This is a genomic window from Chromobacterium sp. LK1 (assembly GCF_001043555.1).
Lineage (GTDB): Bacteria > Pseudomonadota > Gammaproteobacteria > Burkholderiales > Chromobacteriaceae > Chromobacterium > Chromobacterium aquaticum.
Genome location: NZ_LDUI01000044.1, coordinates 25,717 through 41,321, shown reverse-complemented (window position 1 = coordinate 41,321; position 15,605 = coordinate 25,717). Strand labels below are relative to the sequence as shown.

Here is a 15,605-nt window from a genome sequence, read left to right as displayed (position 1 = left end):
CCTGGGTTCATAAAAAATTCATGTTTGCTTTCATGAACTTGCGGATCGAATCGAACAGCAAACCGGGCTGTCCGACCTGGCTTGCATCGTAGGGAGCGGCAGGAGCGGGCGTAAGCTAGCAGAACTGTTAGGTGGGCCAGGGGCGAGCGGCGCGGCGACGGCTAGCGCCGATGGCGGCGCGGAAAAGACAAAAGGCCCGCGTGGCGGGCCTTTGACGCCGATTTCACGGCGGAGAAGCGCTGATGGAGCGACGAGAAATACGCGGCTGCCGCGCCAGCGAGGCCATCAGGATGGCTCAGCCGGAAACGGCGATAACTGACCCATAGGACAGTGTTTCAAACGGGTCGCTTCAGGAACTTTCCCGTTCCCATGGCGGCGGCTCGCCGCCCAGCCGCCTGTCGATGAACTCCAGGAAGGCCCGCACCTTGGCCGGCACATGCTTGCGCTCGGGGAACACCGCGTACACCGCGTGCAGCGGCAAGGGATAGCGCTCCAGCAAGGGCAATAGCCGGCCGGCGGCCAGGTCCGGCCCGACGATGAAGGTGGGCATCTGGGCGATGCCCGCGCCAGCCAGCAGCGCATCGCGCAGCGCCTCGCTGTTGTTGACCTGGTAATTGCCGCGTGGCGGCACGCCCACCGGGCCGTCCGGGCCTTGCAGCGTCCATTCCGCGCCGCCGCGGTAATAGGCGTAGCGCAGGCAATTGTGCTCGGCCAGCTCCGCCGGCGTTTCCGGCCGCCCATGGCGGGCGAGGTAGGCCGGCGCCGCGCAGATCACGCTGCGGCAGGAAGCGATGCGACGCGCGATCAGGCTGGATTCCGGCAGGTGGCCGATGCGGATCGCCAGATCGAAGCCGCCTTCCACCAGGTCCACCATTCTGTCGTCCATCTGCATGTCCAGCTGCACGCCGGGATGCGCGGCCAGGAATTCCGGCGCCAGCGGCGACAGATGCAGCCGGCCGAACACCATGGGCACGCTGATGCGCAGCAGGCCCCGCGGCTGGCTCTGCAAGCGGGCGATGGCGTCCTCGCCCTCGCGCGCCAGGCTCAAGGCGCGGCGCGCATAGCCGTGGTACAGCGTGCCGGCCTCGGTCAGATGCAGACGCCGGGTGGTGCGCTGCAATAGCCGCACGCCCAGCCGCGCCTCCAGTTGCAGGATGCGCTTGCTGACCGCGGACTTGCTCAAGCCCAGCTTGCGGCCGGCGGCGGCGAAGCTGCCGCACTCGATCACCGCGACGAACAAGGGCAGCGCGGCAAAACGCTCGCCTTCTCCGATATTGTCCACTTTGGCTCCACTATCCGTTTCCACTAACCCGGATTATCGCGCATCACGCCACGATATACAGTGTCCGCCACACCTTGACGCGAGATAACAACCATGGACACAAAACGACTGGACAGCCCGCTGGCGCTCGCCGCCGGCGCGATGCTGGCCTGGATGATTCACTGCAACAGCCAGCTGGCCGCGCACAGCGGCCCGCTGCAAGCCTCTTGGCTGGCGCATGGCCTGGGCGCGCTGACGGCGTTGGCCTTATGGCGCGCCACCTCCGGCCGCGAACGCCCCGCCGCCGGCCGGCCGCCGCGCTGGGCCTATCTGGGCGGCCTGCCCGGCGCGTTGACGGTGGCGCTGGCGGCCATCGCGGTCAATAGCCCGCTGGCGCTGGCCGGCACCCTGGCGCTGGCCATCGCCGGCCAGCTGCTGTTCGGCCTGCTGTGCGAACGCTTCGGCCTGCTCGCCGCCCGGCGCGCGCTGACCGTCCACGACGCGCTGGCCGCGCTCTTGGTGCTCGGCGGCTGCGCGGTGCTGATCTTCGCCGTTCAGGAGCCGATATGAGCGTTTACATCCTGCTGGCGCTGCTCAACGGCGTCTGCATCGGCGCCAGCCGCGCCATCAACGGCCGCCTGGCCCAGCAAGGCGGCGCCTTCGCCGCGTCCTGGTGGAATCATCTGGTGGGCTTCCTGCAGCTGAGCGCGCTGCTGCCGATGCTATCCGGCAGTGCCGGCAGCGGCCTGGCCGACGCGCCGGTCGGCGCTTATCTGGGCGGCGTGCTGGGCGCGCTGTTCGTCGCGGTCAACAGCCATGTGCTGACGCGGCTGGGCATGATGAAAACCACGCTGCTGGTGATCGCCGGGCAGATGCTGACCGGCATCCTGCTGGATCGCCTCGCCGGCATCGAGCGTCCGGCGCTGGCCCAGCTGCTGGGCGCGGCGCTGATCCTGGCCGGGCTGTGGCTGGCGCGGCGGCCGGCGGCCCAGCCGGCGATGGCGCGCGCCGCCGCCCGGTAGCGCCGCGCAATGCTTGCTATGCTGAAAGTCCACTCCGCGCGGCTAGACAACCATGGTCCCACCCCTAGGCCCCCACTCCGAACGGCAGCTGTACCGCGACGCCGACGGCCGTTATTGCGCGCGGCTGGGCGGCTATCAGTTCAGCAGCGTGTTCCAGCCGCTGTTCTACCGCAGCGGCGGCGTGTTCGGCCATGAGGCGCTGCTGCGCGTCCGCACGCTGGATGGCCAAGCGCCGCCTCCGGACGCCTTCTTCGCCAGCCTGCAGCCGGAACTGGCGCTGGAGGCGGACCAGCTGGCGCGGCTGATCCACATCCGCAACTTCGCGCAAAGCGGCCAGGCCGGCTGCCTGAGCCTGAACCTGCTGGCGCAGACCGCCGTCGTGGACAATGACGGCCGCACTCACCTGCCGCTGCTGCAAGGCTTGCTGGACTCGCTGGAACTGGACAGCGCCGGGGTGATCTTCGAGCTGCCGGAATACGAGGTGGAACACCACGGCCAGCCGCTGATCAACAGCCTGCGCCTGACCGCGGAAGCCGGCTTCGGCTTGTCGGTCGACGATTTCGGCGCGGTGGCCGCGCGCCACGGCAAGGTCAAGGCGCTGTGCCCGGACCTGATCAAGATAGACCGCAGCCTGTTGCTGGACTATATGTCCGGCGAACGCCACCGGCTGCCGGTGCTGCTGGAGCTGGGCTGGCAGATAGGCTGCCGCATGGCGGTGGAAGGCATAGAAACCCGCGAACAGCACCAGGCGATGCAGGAGCTGGGGGTCGAACTCTACCAGGGCTTCTACCTGGGCATGCCGGCCGAGCTGCCGGTGGCCTGCCAGCTGTGACCGGCGCGATCCAGCCACAGGCTGGCCAAGGCCAAGGCCGCCAGAGCGGCGCCCAGCCACACTGGCGCGCGCAGGCTCCAGCCGGCTTCCAACAAGGCGCCGCCACCCCATGAGCCCAGCATCAGCCCCAGGTTCACCACCGACATGTGCAGGCTGTTCACCATCGGCCCGCTGCCGCCGGCGCGCACTACCCGCGCCACCATCGCCGGGTTCATCGGCAGGCCGGCCAGGCCCAGCAGCAGCACGCACACCGCCGTCGCCGCCTGCCATTGCGCCAACGATGCCAGCGCCACCAGGGCAACAAGCAACACCAGCAAGCCGCCGCGCAGCACTGCGCGGGTATGGCTGTCCGCCAGCCGGCCGCTGCACAGATTGCCGAGCACCGTCGCCAGCCCGTAGCCAGCGAACAGCCAGGGCAGCGTCGCGGCGGCGAAGCCGCTGACCCGGGTGAACAGGGGCGCCAGATAAGTGAAGGCGGCGAATACCGCGCCTATGATCAGGCCGCTGCTCAGATAAGCCGCCCACAGGCTGGGCCGCGCCAGCCGCCGCCCTTCCTCGCCCAGGCTCAGGGCTTGCGGCCGCGCGCCGGACGGCGTCAGCGCGGCGATGCCCGCCGCCGCCAGCGCCACCATGCCGGCCACCAGCCAGAAACTCAAACGCCAGCCCCAGTTCTGATCCACCCAGGCCGCCAGCGGCAGGCCGGCCACCGAGGCCAGCATCAGGCCATTGAGCACCAGCGCGGCGGCGCGCGCCACTCGCTGTTCGCCCACCAGTTCCGCCGCCAAGGCCAGGGCCACGCCGAAGAAAGCCGACTGCGCGACGCCGCAGATCAGCCGCGACCACAGCATCTGCTGGTAATCGCCGGCCAGCGCGCCCACCGCCTGCCCGACCAGAAACAACAGCAGCAGGCCGATCAGGCTGTGCTTGCGCCGCGCCGAGCGCAGCAGCCAAGTCAGCGCCGGCCCGCCCAGCACCACGCTGGCGGCGAAGGCCGACACCAGATTGCCCACCGCCGGCAGACTCACGCCCAGCGCCGCCGCCAGCGACGGCATCATCCCCGCCACCATGAATTCCGATGTCGCCATCGCGAAAATGCACAAACCCAGCAGATACACCGTCGCCGGCATCGCCGCCTCGCCGTTCTTGCCCGCCATCCCGCTTCTCCCGTATCGCACATGAATAAGCGCCTATGCTAGATTCCATCGTGATACGGATAAATAGTCTTTAATTCCATATATAACGGAACTGGATTCCGTAATTAGCGAGGCAGGCCATGGAGAAAATGAGCGGCATCGAGCTATTCGCCCACATCGCCCAGCAGGGCAGCCTGGTGGCCGCCGGACGGCAGCTGGGCATTTCCGCCTCCGCCGCCGGCAAAGGACTGGCGCGGTTGGAACAGCGGCTGGGCGTGCGCCTGGTGCAACGCAGCACCCGGCGGCTGACGCTGACCGCCGCCGGCGAACAATACCTGCAGCGCTGCCGGCGCATCCTGGACGAGGCGGAGGCGGCCGAGCGCGAACTGCAACTGGGCCAGGCCGCGCCGCGCGGCCGGCTGAAGATAGGCTTGCCGCATGAATGCGGCGTGCTGGCGCCGCAGTTGGCCGCCTTCATGCAACGCTACCCGGATATCGAGCTGGACCTGGACTATAGCGACCGGCTGGTGGATGTGATCGGCGAGGGTTTCGATCTGGTGGTGCGCGGCGGCGAACCCGGCGATTCGCGGCTGAGCGCGCGGCGGCTGGGCGGCTACCGCATGCGGCTGCTGGCGGCGCCGGCTTATTTCGCCCGCCACGGCCTGCCGGCGGCGCCGGCCGAGCTGACGCGCCATCGCTGCCTGCATTACCGCTATCCGCGCAGCGGCAAACTGGCGCCGTGGCCGCTGGCCTGCCTCGCCGAGGATGCGCCGGCGCTGCCGGTCCATGCCTGCGCCAATACCGGCGACGCGCTGATCCAGCTGGCGGAGCAAGGCGCCGGCATCGCCTGCCTGCCGGATTTCACCGTGCGCCGCCAACTGGCGGACGGACGGCTGCAGGCGCTGCCGGACGCCTGGGCCGAGCGCAGCGGCACGCTCTACCTGCTCTGGCCCAGCTCGCCCTATCTGCCGCCGCGGCTGCGCGCCTTCATCGACTTCTTCGCCGAGCGCGGCTTTCCCGGCGGCTGAACGCCGCCGGAACCAGGCTCAGGGCGCCGACACCAGCTTGTCCGCCATCGCCTTGATCGCCCGCATCTGCACCCCGCTCTTCCAGGCGAAATTGATGCCGGTGTAGCCGAACCAGTCCCAGCAGCCATTGGGATTGCCCGGCGGCAGCGCCGTGGTCTGCGGATACAGCACGATGATGCGATTACTGTCCGCCCACTCGTTGTAGCCGGCATGCGCATAGTAGGCGTCGCCCACGGCGCCCGCGTACTGGCGGCAGCCATGCAGCGCCACATGCACCTTGCAGGACGCGCCCTCGGCGCAGGCGCGCGGCACATAGACATAGCCTTCGTCGGCCAGACTGCTGCCCGGCGGCGCATAGGGCGTCTGGTCGAACGCCACCACCTGGCTGCTCAACTGGCCCGCGCGCGGCTGCAAGGAGCCGTAAATCTGCTTCAGGATCGCGCCGGCCTGATCGTAGCCCTCGCCCTTCCATTCGCAGTGATTGACATAGGGCGACTTGGTTTCGCCGCAATCATTGCCATAGCTGGGCGTGATCTGGGCATGGCCGGCCGGCAAGCCGCGCTGGTACTCGATGCGCGCCGCCGGCACGCCCAGCTTGCGGAAATAACTGTCGGCGCTGTCCACCACCGCCGTCTTCACGGTATTGTCCTGGCTGCCGCTGAATAGATACACCCGGCGCTTGGCCAGATTGGACAGCGGATCGATCTGGCCGGCCAGCGCGAACTGCTGCGTCGTCAGCGCCAGGCCGGCGGCCGACGGCGGCGGACCGCTCATGCACGGCACCGCGCCGGCCAGGGTGCCCTTGGAACAATAATAGGGCCCGCCCGCCACCACGCCGACACCGCGCACCGAGGCGGAAAACGCCACTTGATACTGCACCGCCATGAAGGCGCCGGACGACAAGCCGGACACCGACGACTCCTTGGCATCCCCGTGATATGCCGGCAGCGGTTCCGCCGCCAGCGCCGGCTGCGCCAGAACCAGGCACAACCACAGCAAACGCTTGGACAACATAAGCCCTCCCTTTCCCGTTCATGCGGCCGCGCGCGCCTGTCGCGCCGGCACCTCGGGATTATCGCAAGGCCGCGGTCCAAATTAATGCAATGTCATGATTTGTCGGCAAAAGCCATCCCTACGGCCAGCTGCGGCGTGGCGAAATTCGCTGCAAGGACTGTCACGGCCGGCCGGGATTTCGTACTATGCCACTTATCCCATTGCCACAAAGACATGGAATGAGCCCTCTCCCCGCGCTCCCGCGACACCGCGTCTGGCTGCCCGCCGCCATCGTTCTGCTGCTGAGCGCCTGCCAGCCCGCGGCGCAGGCTCCCGCCACGGCCTCCGCTCCCGCTGCCGCGCCCATACCCGCCAGCGCGCCGGCCGCCGCGGCGCCGGTGCACCGGCTCGCCACGCTGCCGGACGGCGTGGAACTGCGCGGCAAACTGGCCGCCGCCTACGGCTGGAACGATGCCGCCGGGCAGCAATTGCTGATGCTGGGAGAACGGCAAGACGAGCGCGCCGCCGACGGCACCCAGAGCGCCATGCTTTACGCCGCGCAATACACGCTGGGCCAGGGCAAGCCGCGCCGGCAGTGGATGCTCAGCGACGGCGTCGAGCGCTGCGAATTCGACGCCGGCGCCGGCTTCGACCTGGACGCGCTCAGCTTCCCCGACCTGAACCGCGACGGCGTGCTGGAGACCGTCATCGGCTACCACAGCACTTGCACCAGCGACGTCAGCCCCAACGACTACAAGCTGATCCTCCACGCCGGCAAGGCCAAATACGGTCTGCGCGGCCTGGACCGCCAGGGCATGAGCTGGCTGGACCCGGAGCACGGCCTTTCCTCCAGGCTGCCGCTGCCCACCGACTGCAGCCCGCAGGCGCAGCTGGCCTTGCAGGCCAAGGGCTGGGAGCGGGAATTCGAACCGCCTTATCTGCCCGGCTGTTACACCGACGAAAACGACTTCGCCACCGCGCCGCCCGCCTTCGTCAAATACATGCGCAAGCAATGGTTCGCGCGGATGCGCGAATTGGAAAACAGCTGGATCAAACGGCAGCAGGAGTAAGAGTCTGTTTACGATCTAGCGGGCAAGAGCGAGATAACAAAACGAGTGAAAAGCGGTAGGTACGACTGGTGCATGAGCATTTTGAGCTCGCACTCACCGTGACGCACCGCAGCGCGTAAACAGCTTATTAGGCCGGACAAGGCCGGCGGCAGGCTCCCGCCGTCCGATGCCAAAACGCCACATCCCGCCGCCGGGAGGCCTCGCGCGGCGGTTTTTAGCTTGGGTATTAATGATAACAATTCTTGTTTGCAATAAAATCGCGGCAACCACCCGCGCTTTCGCAAACAAGGACATTCAATGCCTCTCCATTCCATCCCGCCGCGCCGCGCCATCTTGCGGCTGCTGCTGGCCGCCGGTTTCGGCCTGCTGCTGAGCGCCTGCGACGCGCCGGCGCCAAACGCCGTCGGCCCCGCCGCCAACGCAGCAACCGGCCAGTGGCCGCGCACGCTGGACACGCCCAAGGGCCCGCTGACGCTGCAGCGGCCGCCGTTGCGCATCGTGTCCACCAGCGTGACGCTGACCGGCACCCTGCTCGCCATCCAGGCGCCGGTGGTGGCTAGCGGCGGCAGCGCCGCCAATTCCAAGGTCACCGACAGCCAGGGCTTCTTCACTCAATGGGGCGAGGTGGCCAAGCAACGCGGCGTGCAGCCGCTGTATCAGGGCGAGCCCAGCGCCGAGGCCATCATCGCCGCCCAGCCGGACCTGATCGTGATGGCCGGCACCGGCGGCGACTCCGCGCTCAAGCTGTACGAGCAACTCAGTCAGCTGGCGCCCACCCTGGTGGTCAATTACGACGACAAGAGCTGGCAGGAACTGGCCTTGCTGCTCGGCCGCGCCAGTGGCCGCGAAGCCGATGCCCAGGCGGTGATCGCCGGTTTCGACGCCGAAGTGGCGCGCGTGAAAGCCCGCCTCAAGCTGCCGCCGCAGCCCACTGCAGCGATGGTGTATTACGAAAACGGCTCCGGGGCCAATCTGTGGACGCCGGAATCGGCGCAGGGCAAGCTGCTGCAAGCGCTGGGCTTCACGCTCGCCACCGCGCCGGACAGCGTCAAGGGCAATACCAGCCAGGGCGTGCGCCGCGACATCGTGCAGCTGTCCGGCGAGAAATTCGCCGAAGGCCTGCGCGGCAACAGCATCATGCTGTTCAACGCCGAGCCCGCGATGGTGCCGCGCGTGCTGGCCAATCCCTTCTTGGCCGACAATGCCGCAGTGCGCGGCAAGCAGGTTTTTGCCGCCGGTTTCGACACCTTCCGCCTCGATTACTACAGCTCGCGCAATCTGCTGGCGCGGCTGGCCCGGCAGTTCCAATAAGCGGCATGCAGGCCAGCGTCTGAACTGGCCTGCCTTCCCCTCCTCTTCCGCCTTCCCGGGGTGCGGCGCGCTCCACGTCCATCCCATTCCAGCAGTTGTTCGCGTCATCTCCACCGCCATGCCCGGTTCCGGCTGTCTGCGCCGCTTAGCCGCCACGTCCTCGTCAATTGTAATTTTTTAAAGTAAATAATCAATGTTATTCATTTTAAAATTTACAATTACAGCAATCGATGCCTTTGTTTCGATAGTTTCGTATATTTCACCCCCTATCCAAAACCCAGGCCAATTTCGGTCACGCCGGCCTTGGACGCAAAAAACCCCAGGGGCGCCACGGCGCAACCCTGGGGGTGGAATGCGATATCGAGCTCTCGGCTCAAACGAGCCCAGCGCGACTTCAAGAACACATCGGCCTCAAACAACGCAACGCCGACTGACAGCCCTCCGCCGGCCAAATCATCCGCCGAGACCGACTCAGCCGGCTTTATTGATCACCGCTTCGATGCGCTAGCCATCCGGATCCACGACGAAAGCCGCGAAATAATGACATCCATAGTGATGCCGCGGCCCCGGCGCGCCATTGCAGCGCCCGCCGTGTTGCAACGCGGCCGCGTGAAACGCGCGCACCTAATCGGGCGTTAAGAACCTGTTTACGATCTCGCGAGCTAAGGCGAGACAAGGCGAGACAAGGCGAAAACGGTTGAAGAAGCGGAATGTACAGGGGGTACATGAGCATTCTGAAAGCGTTTTCAACGCCCTTGTCTAACTATTCCGCCGACGCGCAGCAGATCGTAAACAGGTTCTAAGGGGATATGGCGAAGCATGGTCGTTCCCATCCATGAAGTTCATATCTCTGCGGCCAGGCTGGCCGCAGCCAAAACAAAGGCCGCCCGAAGGCGGCCTGCTCATAAGAACGTGTTTACGATCTCGCGAGCTAAGGCGAGACAAGGCGAAAACGGTTGAAGAAGCGGAATGTACAGGTGGTACATGAGCATTCTGAAAGCGTTTTTAACGCTGTATCGCCGACGCGCAGCAGATCGTAAACAGGTTCTAAGCGCGCGAAACCGGGCTCGACGAACTCCGTTCCGCTCAGGTCCAGCCCAGGCTGGCCAGCTCTTCCGCGCTAAGATGCCGCCATTCGCCCTGGGGCAATTCGCCCAGCGTCACCTCGCCCAGGCTGATGCGGTGCAGCTGCTCCACCCGGTTGCTGGCCGCCGCCACCATGCGCTTGACCTGGTGGTACTTACCCTGGGTGATGGTGAGCAGGATCACGTGGCTGTCCAGCTGCTCTATGCTGTCGGCGGCGAACTCCGCGCCTTCGTCGTTCAGATAAACCCCGCTTTGCAGCTTGGCAATGAACTCCTCGCTGGCCGCGTGCTTCAACGTGACCTGGTAGCACTTGGGCACCAGCTTCTTGGGCGAACTGAGCGCGTGCACGAACTGGCCGTCGTTGGTCAGCAGGATCAGGCCGGTGGTGTCGACGTCCAGCCGGCCCACCGCGGTGATGCCCAGATTGCCGAACTGATAAGGCAGCAGCCGGTAGATGCCCGGATTGTGCTGCGGCTTGTGCGAGGTTTCGTAATTGGGCGGCTTGTGAAACAGCAGGTAGAGCGGGCCGGTCACCACCTCCCAGGGCTTGTCGTCCACCACCAGTTGCCGGATATCGGCCAGTTCCACTTGCTGACGGTAATTGTCGACGATCTCGCCATTGAGTTCGACCAGGCCGTAGTCGATCAGCTGCCGGCATTCCTTGCGGCCGCCGAAGCCTTGTTGCTGCAATAGTCGGTAAAGTTCCATCATCGGATGGTAGCACACCGCCCTGCGCGCCCCGGCTTCAGGACACCAGCGGCCGCGCCGGATCGGCCACGCACACCCGGTCGCGCCCTTCCTTCTTGGCGCGGTACAAGGCGGCGTCGGCCGCCCTGACCACGCTGACGGCATCGACGCCGTGCAAGGGGCTCAAGGCCAAGCCCACCGATAGCGTGATGCTCAGCGGCTGGCCCAGGGCGACTATGGGCAGCGCGCGCACTTCGCAGCACAGCTGCTGCGCCTTGGCATAGGCCGCGTCCAACGACGCTCCCGGCAGCAGCACGAAGAATTCCTCGCCGCCGTAGCGGCAGACGATGTCGCCGCTGCGGAAGGCATCGCTCAAGTGGGCGGCCAAGGCGGTCAGCACCGCGTCGCCGCAGGGGTGGCCGTAGTTGTCGTTGATGCGCTTGAAATGGTCGGCGTCTATCATCAGCACCGCCACATCGCGGTGCAAGGCCAGCATATGGCTGAGGATGCGCGGCAGGATATCGTCCAGATGACGGCGGTTGAACAGCCCGGTCAACGGATCGCGCAGCGCCTGTTCGCGCAGCCCTTGCTGCAGGGTTTCGATCTCGCTCAGGTTCTGGCGCAGCGCCCGATTGGCCTGCAGCAAATCCTGCTCCAGGCGCTTGCGCTCGCTGATGTCGTTGATGCCGTTGATCACGCACCAGCCATCGTCGGCCTTGACCACGGAACAGGAAATCAGCGCCCAGAATTCACGGCCGTCGGCGGCGCGCAACCTCACTTCGCGATCGCTGACGCAACCGCCCAGGCGCAGCAGCGCCGATACCCGCTCGCGCTCGGCCGGGTCGACATAGAAATCCTGCACCCGCAACGGTCGCTCCGGCGCCAGGTGATCGCGGAACAGCTCCTCGGCGCGCGCATTGGCGTAGATCAGCTCGCCGCCATGCAAGCGGTTCATCGCCAGCGGGAACGGCGCGGCATCCGCCATCAGCCGCAACCTGGCCTCGCTGTCCGCCAGTTCGCGGGTGCGGGCGCGAACCTTGGCTTCCAACTGGCGGTTGACGCCGCGCAGCCGCGCCTCGGAACGGCGCAGTTCCACCGCCAGCGCGCCGAACACCAGCAAGGTGGTGGTCTGGATCAACATCATCATGCTGATGGTCAGCAAGGCCTGCGCGCCATGACCGAAGGCGCCACGCCCCAACACCCCGCCCAGCAGCGCCAGCGACAAAATGCCCAGCGACAGTCCATGCGCCAGCCGCAAGCGCTGGCGGAAGGCGAACCACAGCAGCGGCAGGCTGAAGCAATATGGCAGCGCGGCATAGCGGCCGGAACTGTCGTCTATGCCCAGCAGCGCCAGGCCGGCCGCCAGCAGCGTCAGCCAGGCGATCAGCCCGTCCAGCGAGCCGCGTCCGCCATGTCCTTCGCCGCCGCTGGGCCAGCGCAGCAGCAACAGGAAAGGCGCCAGACAGAACACGCCGGCCAGATCGGCCAGCCACCAGGCGACGAAGTGATGGCCCAACGGCAGCAGCGGCTGCGCCTGGCCATGCAGTTGGGCCGCGGTGCCGCCCAGAGCGGATACGGTGGCGGCCAGCGCCGCGCCGGCAATGAAGGCCAGCACATGGGGCAGACTGCGCAAGGGCAGGCGGCCGCCGCAGCGGTAGCGCACCAGCAAGGCGCCCAGCAGGCTGCCCACCGCATTGGATCCGGCAATCAGCAAGGCATCCGCCAGCGCCAGTTCCCGCGACAGCAGACTGAAGGCCAGCGAGCCGGCGAACAGCCCAAGGCCATAGCGCTGCCCGCCGCGCAAAACCACCGCCAGCGCCAGCCCGGCCGGAAACCAGGCCGGCGTCAGCCAGTTGTCCTCGGTCATGAAGCCGGCCATCAATAGCCGCGCCAGCCCCCAATAGGCGATGGTCACGCCCAATTGCCGCGTTGTGGCCGCGCCTAAGGCCACGATGGGCTGGTCCCGCTGTTGCATGCCGGTCTCCGCCAGCGCGCGGCCGCGGCTGCCGGCGAACGCTGGGATTTGCGTTTCGTCCGGCCGCCATCCTTGATTGCAAGCCGGCTCGAAAACGCGGAAATTTTAGTCGATATAAATAATATTGGACTAAATCCGCCGCGCCGCCGGGATTTTTATGCGCATCCTATCTTGCTGATTCACATCGCGATTGAAGAAATGATAGTTATCATCTAAAACGGAATCACCACGCCGTCGCTGTCCCATGCCCGGCCCTCAACAGGAAGGTCTACGATGCGTTACAGCTCAAGCCACAAGACCGAAACCCGACAGCGGATTCTGACCATGGCCGCGCTGCGTTTTCGCGCCGAGGGCGTCGCCAACGTCGGCATCGCCAATCTGATGGCCGACCTGGGCCTGACTCATGGCGGCTTCTACGCCCATTTCCACAGCAAGGACGATCTGGTGGCCCAGTCCTGTCGCCAGGCGCTGCTGGACATGAACGAGATCTGGCAGGCGCAGTTGGAGCAGGCGCCCAGCGGCGCCGGGGTGAAGCGGCTGGCCAAGGATTATCTGAGCGCCGCGCATCGGGACTTCCCGGATTCCGGCTGCGCCGCCGCCGCGCTGGCCGGCGAGTTGGCCCGCCACGACAAACCCACGCGCCAGGCCTTTTCCGAAGGACTACAGGCCTTGCTGCGCACGCTGCGGCAAGCGCAGCAATGCGACACCGCCGCCGGCGCGCGGCCGGCGCTGGCGCCCGAGGCCTGTCTGGCGCTGATGGTGGGCGCGCTGCTGTTGTCGCGCGCCACTGCGGACGAGACGCTGTCCGACCGGCTGCTGCAAACCGCCACCGCCGCGCTGGAGCTGTGAGCCGCGCTGGCGCATGCGCGGCAGCGCGGATGCCAAGCGTGGATAACCGAAGTCAGATTCAGCGCTGAGACAAGTCGGCGCAACGCGGCATCCGTCCTTGCGTTGGCGGCTCGCTACAGGCGGTCAAACGATATCGAGATGGTCGATGCCTTCCAGCGGATCGCGCGACTTGGAGCCCTCGCTGTACAGCTTGATCTTCAGCCGCAGGTCGTTGATGGAGTCCGCGTTGCGCAGCGCGTCCTCGTAGCTGATCAGGTCCTCTTCGTACAGCTCGAACAAGGACTGGTCGAAAGTCTGCATGCCGCTCTCGCGCGAGCGACCCATCACTTCCTTCAAACCGGCGATCTCGCCCTTGAAGATCATGTCGGACACCAGCGGGCTGTTGAGCAGGATTTCCACCGCCGCCACCCGGCCGCGCCCGGTTTTGATCGGCACCAGCCGCTGGGAGATGATGGAGCGCATGTTCAGCGACAAGTCCATCAGCACCTGTTGGTGGCGTTCTTCCGGAAAGAAGTTGAGGATGCGGTCCAGCGCCTGGTTGGCGTTGTTGGCGTGCAGCGTGGCCAGGCACAAATGGCCGGTTTCGGCGAACTGCAGGCCGTAGCCCATGGTTTCGCGGTCGCGGATCTCGCCCATCAGGATCACGTCCGGCGCCTGGCGCAGGGTGTTCTTCAGCGCGATGTCCCAGTCCTCGGTATCCACGCCCACTTCGCGCTGGGTGACGATGGATTTCTTGTGCTGGTGCACGTATTCGATCGGATCTTCGATGGTGATGATGTGATCGTGGTTATGGCTGTTGCGCCAGTCCACCAGCGCCGCCAGCGAGGTGGATTTGCCGGAGCCGGTGCCGCCGACGAAGATCACCAGCCCGCGCTTGATCAGCGCGATGTCGCGCAGCACATGCGGCAGGTTGAGTTGGTCGAAGGTGGGGATTTCGGTGTTGATCTTGCGCAGCACCATGCCGGCATGGCCCTGCTGCACGAAGGCGCTGACACGGAAACGCCCCAGGCCTGGCGGGTTGATCGCGAAATTGGCCTCCTTCTTGGACTCGAACTCCTCAGTCTGGCGGTCGTTCATCACCGCGCGCACCAGTTCCTTGGTGTGCTGGGCGGACAGGGGTTGCGGCGCCACCGGGGTGATTTTGCCGTCTATCTTCATCGCCGGCGGGAAATCGGCGGCGATGAAGACATCGGAGGCGTTCTTGCCGGTGGCGTGTTTGAGCAGATCCAGTATGAACTTGGAAGCCTGGTCTTTTTCCATGATGCGGTCCCGCGGGTCACAATTTCAGTGTAGAGCAGCGCCCGCTCAGAATTGATCCTTGTTGGCGGCCTTTTGCCTGGCGTCCGCCGGCGACACCATATTGCGCCGCACCAGTTCCTGCAGGCACTGGTCCAGCGTCTGCATGCCGTGCTGCTGACCGGTCTGTATCATCGAATTGATCTGGGCGATCTTGTTCTCGCGGATCAGGTTGCGGATGGCCGGAGTGCCGAGCATGATTTCATGCGCCGCCACCCGGCCATTGCCATCCTTGGTCTTGAGCAGGGTCTGGGCGATCACCGCGCGCACCGATTCCGACAACATGGAACGCACCATTTCCTTTTCCCCTGCCGGGAACACATCGACGATACGGTCTATGGTCTTGGCGGCGGAGCTGGTATGCAGGGTGCCGAACACCAGGTGGCCGGTTTCCGCCGCGGTCAGCGCCAGGCGTATGGTTTCCAGATCGCGCAATTCGCCCACCAGGATCACGTCCGGGTCTTCGCGCAGCGCCGATTTCAACGCATTGGAGAAGCTGTGGGTCTGCAAGCCCAGCTCGCGCTGGTTGATCAGGCATTTCTTGCTGTCGTGGACGAATTCGATCGGATCTTCCACCGTCAGGATGTGGGAGAAATGGTTGTCGTTGATGAAATCTATCATCGCCGCCAGCGTGGTGGATTTGCCGGAACCGGTGGGGCCGGTCACCAGCACCAGTCCGCGCGGAAACGAGGCGATTTCCTGGAAGATCTTGGGCGCGCCCAGCTGTTCCAGCGACAGCACCTTGGATGGAATCACCCGGAACACCGCGCCCATGCCGCGATTCTGCACGAAGGAGTTGACGCGGAAGCGGGCGATGCCGGGCAGGTCGAAGGAAAAGTCGCATTCGAAGGTGTCTTCGAAGATTTTGCGCTGGTAATCGTTCATGATGTCGTACACCATATCGTGTACATCATGATGGTCCATCGGCGGCAGGTTGATGCGGCGGATATCGCCGTTCACCCGGATCATCGGCGGCAGCCCGGCGGACAGATGCAGGTCGGATGCCTTGTTCTTGACCGTAAAGGCCAAGAGCTCCGAAATTTCCATAATATAATCTCCACG

At 65.7% G+C, this 15,605-nt stretch carries 15 protein-coding genes; 8 read left to right on the top strand and 7 right to left on the bottom strand.

From position 1 onward, the window contains the following. Positions 1–349 precede the first annotated feature (349 nt). Positions 350–1,282, bottom strand: coding sequence for a LysR family transcriptional regulator (locus tag VI26_RS18965; protein ID WP_231581058.1), 933 nt, complete (start codon positions 1,280–1,282; stop codon positions 350–352). A gap of 93 nt (positions 1,283–1,375) precedes the next feature. On the opposite strand from VI26_RS18965, the gene VI26_RS18960 reads away from it, so the two are divergent. From VI26_RS18960 to VI26_RS18950, 3 genes are read left to right on the top strand one after another with little or no spacing between them, the layout of a single operon-like run. Beyond that, positions 1,376–1,831: a DMT family transporter gene (locus VI26_RS18960; protein WP_048411318.1), complete on the top strand. Its 456-nt coding sequence runs from the start codon at positions 1,376–1,378 to the stop codon at positions 1,829–1,831. Continuing rightward, positions 1,828–2,283 carry a DMT family transporter gene (locus VI26_RS18955; RefSeq protein WP_048411317.1) on the top strand — a complete coding sequence of 152 codons (456 nt, stop codon included), beginning with the start codon at positions 1,828–1,830 and terminating at the stop codon, positions 2,281–2,283. The genes VI26_RS18960 and VI26_RS18955 overlap by 4 nt, the downstream gene beginning before the upstream one ends. 52 nt (positions 2,284–2,335) lie before the next feature. Beyond that, entirely contained in the window at positions 2,336–3,115 is a 780-nt protein-coding gene (locus tag VI26_RS18950; protein ID WP_048411316.1) for an EAL domain-containing protein, read from the top strand. Here the strand turns inward: VI26_RS18950 and VI26_RS18945 are convergent. Continuing rightward, positions 3,070–4,269 carry an MFS transporter gene (locus VI26_RS18945; protein ID WP_231581057.1) on the bottom strand — a complete coding sequence of 400 codons (1,200 nt, stop codon included), beginning with the start codon at positions 4,267–4,269 and terminating at the stop codon, positions 3,070–3,072. The two genes, VI26_RS18950 and VI26_RS18945, sit on opposite strands and share 46 nt — an antisense overlap. 119 nt (positions 4,270–4,388) lie before the next feature. Between VI26_RS18945 and VI26_RS18940 the strand changes: the two genes are divergently transcribed. Further along, positions 4,389–5,276, top strand: coding sequence for a LysR family transcriptional regulator (locus VI26_RS18940; RefSeq protein WP_048411315.1), 888 nt, complete (start codon positions 4,389–4,391; stop codon positions 5,274–5,276). Between the two features lie 18 nt (positions 5,277–5,294). On the opposite strand, the gene VI26_RS18935 is transcribed toward VI26_RS18940, so the two are convergent. Further along, complete coding sequence (locus VI26_RS18935) at positions 5,295–6,290, bottom strand: PHB depolymerase family esterase (RefSeq protein ID WP_048411314.1); 996 nt, start codon at positions 6,288–6,290, stop codon at positions 5,295–5,297. Between the two features lie 218 nt (positions 6,291–6,508). Here VI26_RS18935 and VI26_RS24875 point away from each other — a divergent pair, with 218 nt between their 5' ends. Next, complete coding sequence (locus VI26_RS24875) at positions 6,509–7,339, top strand: M949_RS01915 family surface polysaccharide biosynthesis protein (RefSeq protein WP_053074520.1); 831 nt, start codon at positions 6,509–6,511, stop codon at positions 7,337–7,339. A gap of 297 nt (positions 7,340–7,636) precedes the next feature. Further along, entirely contained in the window at positions 7,637–8,650 is a 1,014-nt protein-coding gene (gene fepB, locus VI26_RS18925) for a Fe2+-enterobactin ABC transporter substrate-binding protein (RefSeq protein WP_048411313.1), read from the top strand. Between the two features lie 1,086 nt (positions 8,651–9,736). On the opposite strand, the gene VI26_RS18915 is transcribed toward fepB, so the two are convergent. Both VI26_RS18915 and VI26_RS18910 read right to left on the bottom strand, forming a co-directional pair. After that, on the bottom strand, positions 9,737–10,447 hold the full coding sequence (locus VI26_RS18915) for a pseudouridine synthase (RefSeq protein WP_231581056.1): 711 nt from the start codon (positions 10,445–10,447) through the stop codon (positions 9,737–9,739). A gap of 34 nt (positions 10,448–10,481) precedes the next feature. Then, positions 10,482–12,398 (bottom strand): diguanylate cyclase, encoded by a 1,917-nt coding sequence (locus VI26_RS18910; RefSeq protein ID WP_053074519.1) that lies wholly within the window; start codon positions 12,396–12,398, stop codon positions 10,482–10,484. Here VI26_RS18910 and VI26_RS24705 point away from each other — a divergent pair. Together VI26_RS24705 and VI26_RS18905 are read left to right on the top strand one after the other, a co-directional pair. Further along, positions 12,393–12,614, top strand: a complete 222-nt coding sequence (locus VI26_RS24705; RefSeq protein WP_156183964.1) for a hypothetical protein — start codon at positions 12,393–12,395, stop codon at positions 12,612–12,614. The two genes, VI26_RS18910 and VI26_RS24705, sit on opposite strands and share 6 nt — an antisense overlap. A gap of 57 nt (positions 12,615–12,671) precedes the next feature. Further along, entirely contained in the window at positions 12,672–13,247 is a 576-nt protein-coding gene (locus VI26_RS18905) for a TetR/AcrR family transcriptional regulator (RefSeq protein WP_048411311.1), read from the top strand. A gap of 123 nt (positions 13,248–13,370) precedes the next feature. On the opposite strand, the gene VI26_RS18900 is transcribed toward VI26_RS18905, so the two are convergent. Further along, positions 13,371–14,507, bottom strand: coding sequence for a PilT/PilU family type 4a pilus ATPase (locus tag VI26_RS18900; RefSeq protein ID WP_048411310.1), 1,137 nt, complete (start codon positions 14,505–14,507; stop codon positions 13,371–13,373). Between the two features lie 45 nt (positions 14,508–14,552). Further along, entirely contained in the window at positions 14,553–15,590 is a 1,038-nt protein-coding gene (locus tag VI26_RS18895) for a type IV pilus twitching motility protein PilT (RefSeq protein WP_048411309.1), read from the bottom strand. Between the last annotated feature and the right edge of the window lie 15 nt (positions 15,591–15,605).

Excerpts from the sequence above, each read along its gene's own strand:
- VI26_RS18960 (WP_048411318.1), top strand. The coding sequence starts at position 1,376 with ATGGACACAAAACGACTGGACAGCCCGCTGGCGCTCGCCGCCGGCGCG.
- VI26_RS18915 (WP_231581056.1), bottom strand. The coding sequence starts at position 10,447 with ATGATGGAACTTTACCGACTATTGCAGCAACAAGGCTTCGGCGGCCGC.
- VI26_RS18900 (WP_048411310.1), bottom strand. The coding sequence starts at position 14,507 with ATGGAAAAAGACCAGGCTTCCAAGTTCATACTGGATCTGCTCAAACAC.
- VI26_RS18935 (WP_048411314.1), bottom strand. The coding sequence starts at position 6,290 with ATGTTGTCCAAGCGTTTGCTGTGGTTGTGCCTGGTTCTGGCGCAGCCG.
- VI26_RS18945 (WP_231581057.1), bottom strand. The coding sequence starts at position 4,269 with ATGGCGGGCAAGAACGGCGAGGCGGCGATGCCGGCGACGGTGTATCTG.
- fepB (WP_048411313.1), top strand. The coding sequence starts at position 7,637 with ATGCCTCTCCATTCCATCCCGCCGCGCCGCGCCATCTTGCGGCTGCTG.
- VI26_RS18955 (WP_048411317.1), top strand. The coding sequence starts at position 1,828 with ATGAGCGTTTACATCCTGCTGGCGCTGCTCAACGGCGTCTGCATCGGC.
- VI26_RS24875 (WP_053074520.1), top strand. The coding sequence starts at position 6,509 with ATGAGCCCTCTCCCCGCGCTCCCGCGACACCGCGTCTGGCTGCCCGCC.
- VI26_RS18950 (WP_048411316.1), top strand. The coding sequence starts at position 2,336 with ATGGTCCCACCCCTAGGCCCCCACTCCGAACGGCAGCTGTACCGCGAC.
- VI26_RS18905 (WP_048411311.1), top strand. The coding sequence starts at position 12,672 with ATGCGTTACAGCTCAAGCCACAAGACCGAAACCCGACAGCGGATTCTG.
- VI26_RS18895 (WP_048411309.1), bottom strand. The coding sequence starts at position 15,590 with ATGGAAATTTCGGAGCTCTTGGCCTTTACGGTCAAGAACAAGGCATCC.
- VI26_RS18910 (WP_053074519.1), bottom strand. The coding sequence starts at position 12,398 with ATGCAACAGCGGGACCAGCCCATCGTGGCCTTAGGCGCGGCCACAACG.
- VI26_RS18940 (WP_048411315.1), top strand. The coding sequence starts at position 4,389 with ATGGAGAAAATGAGCGGCATCGAGCTATTCGCCCACATCGCCCAGCAG.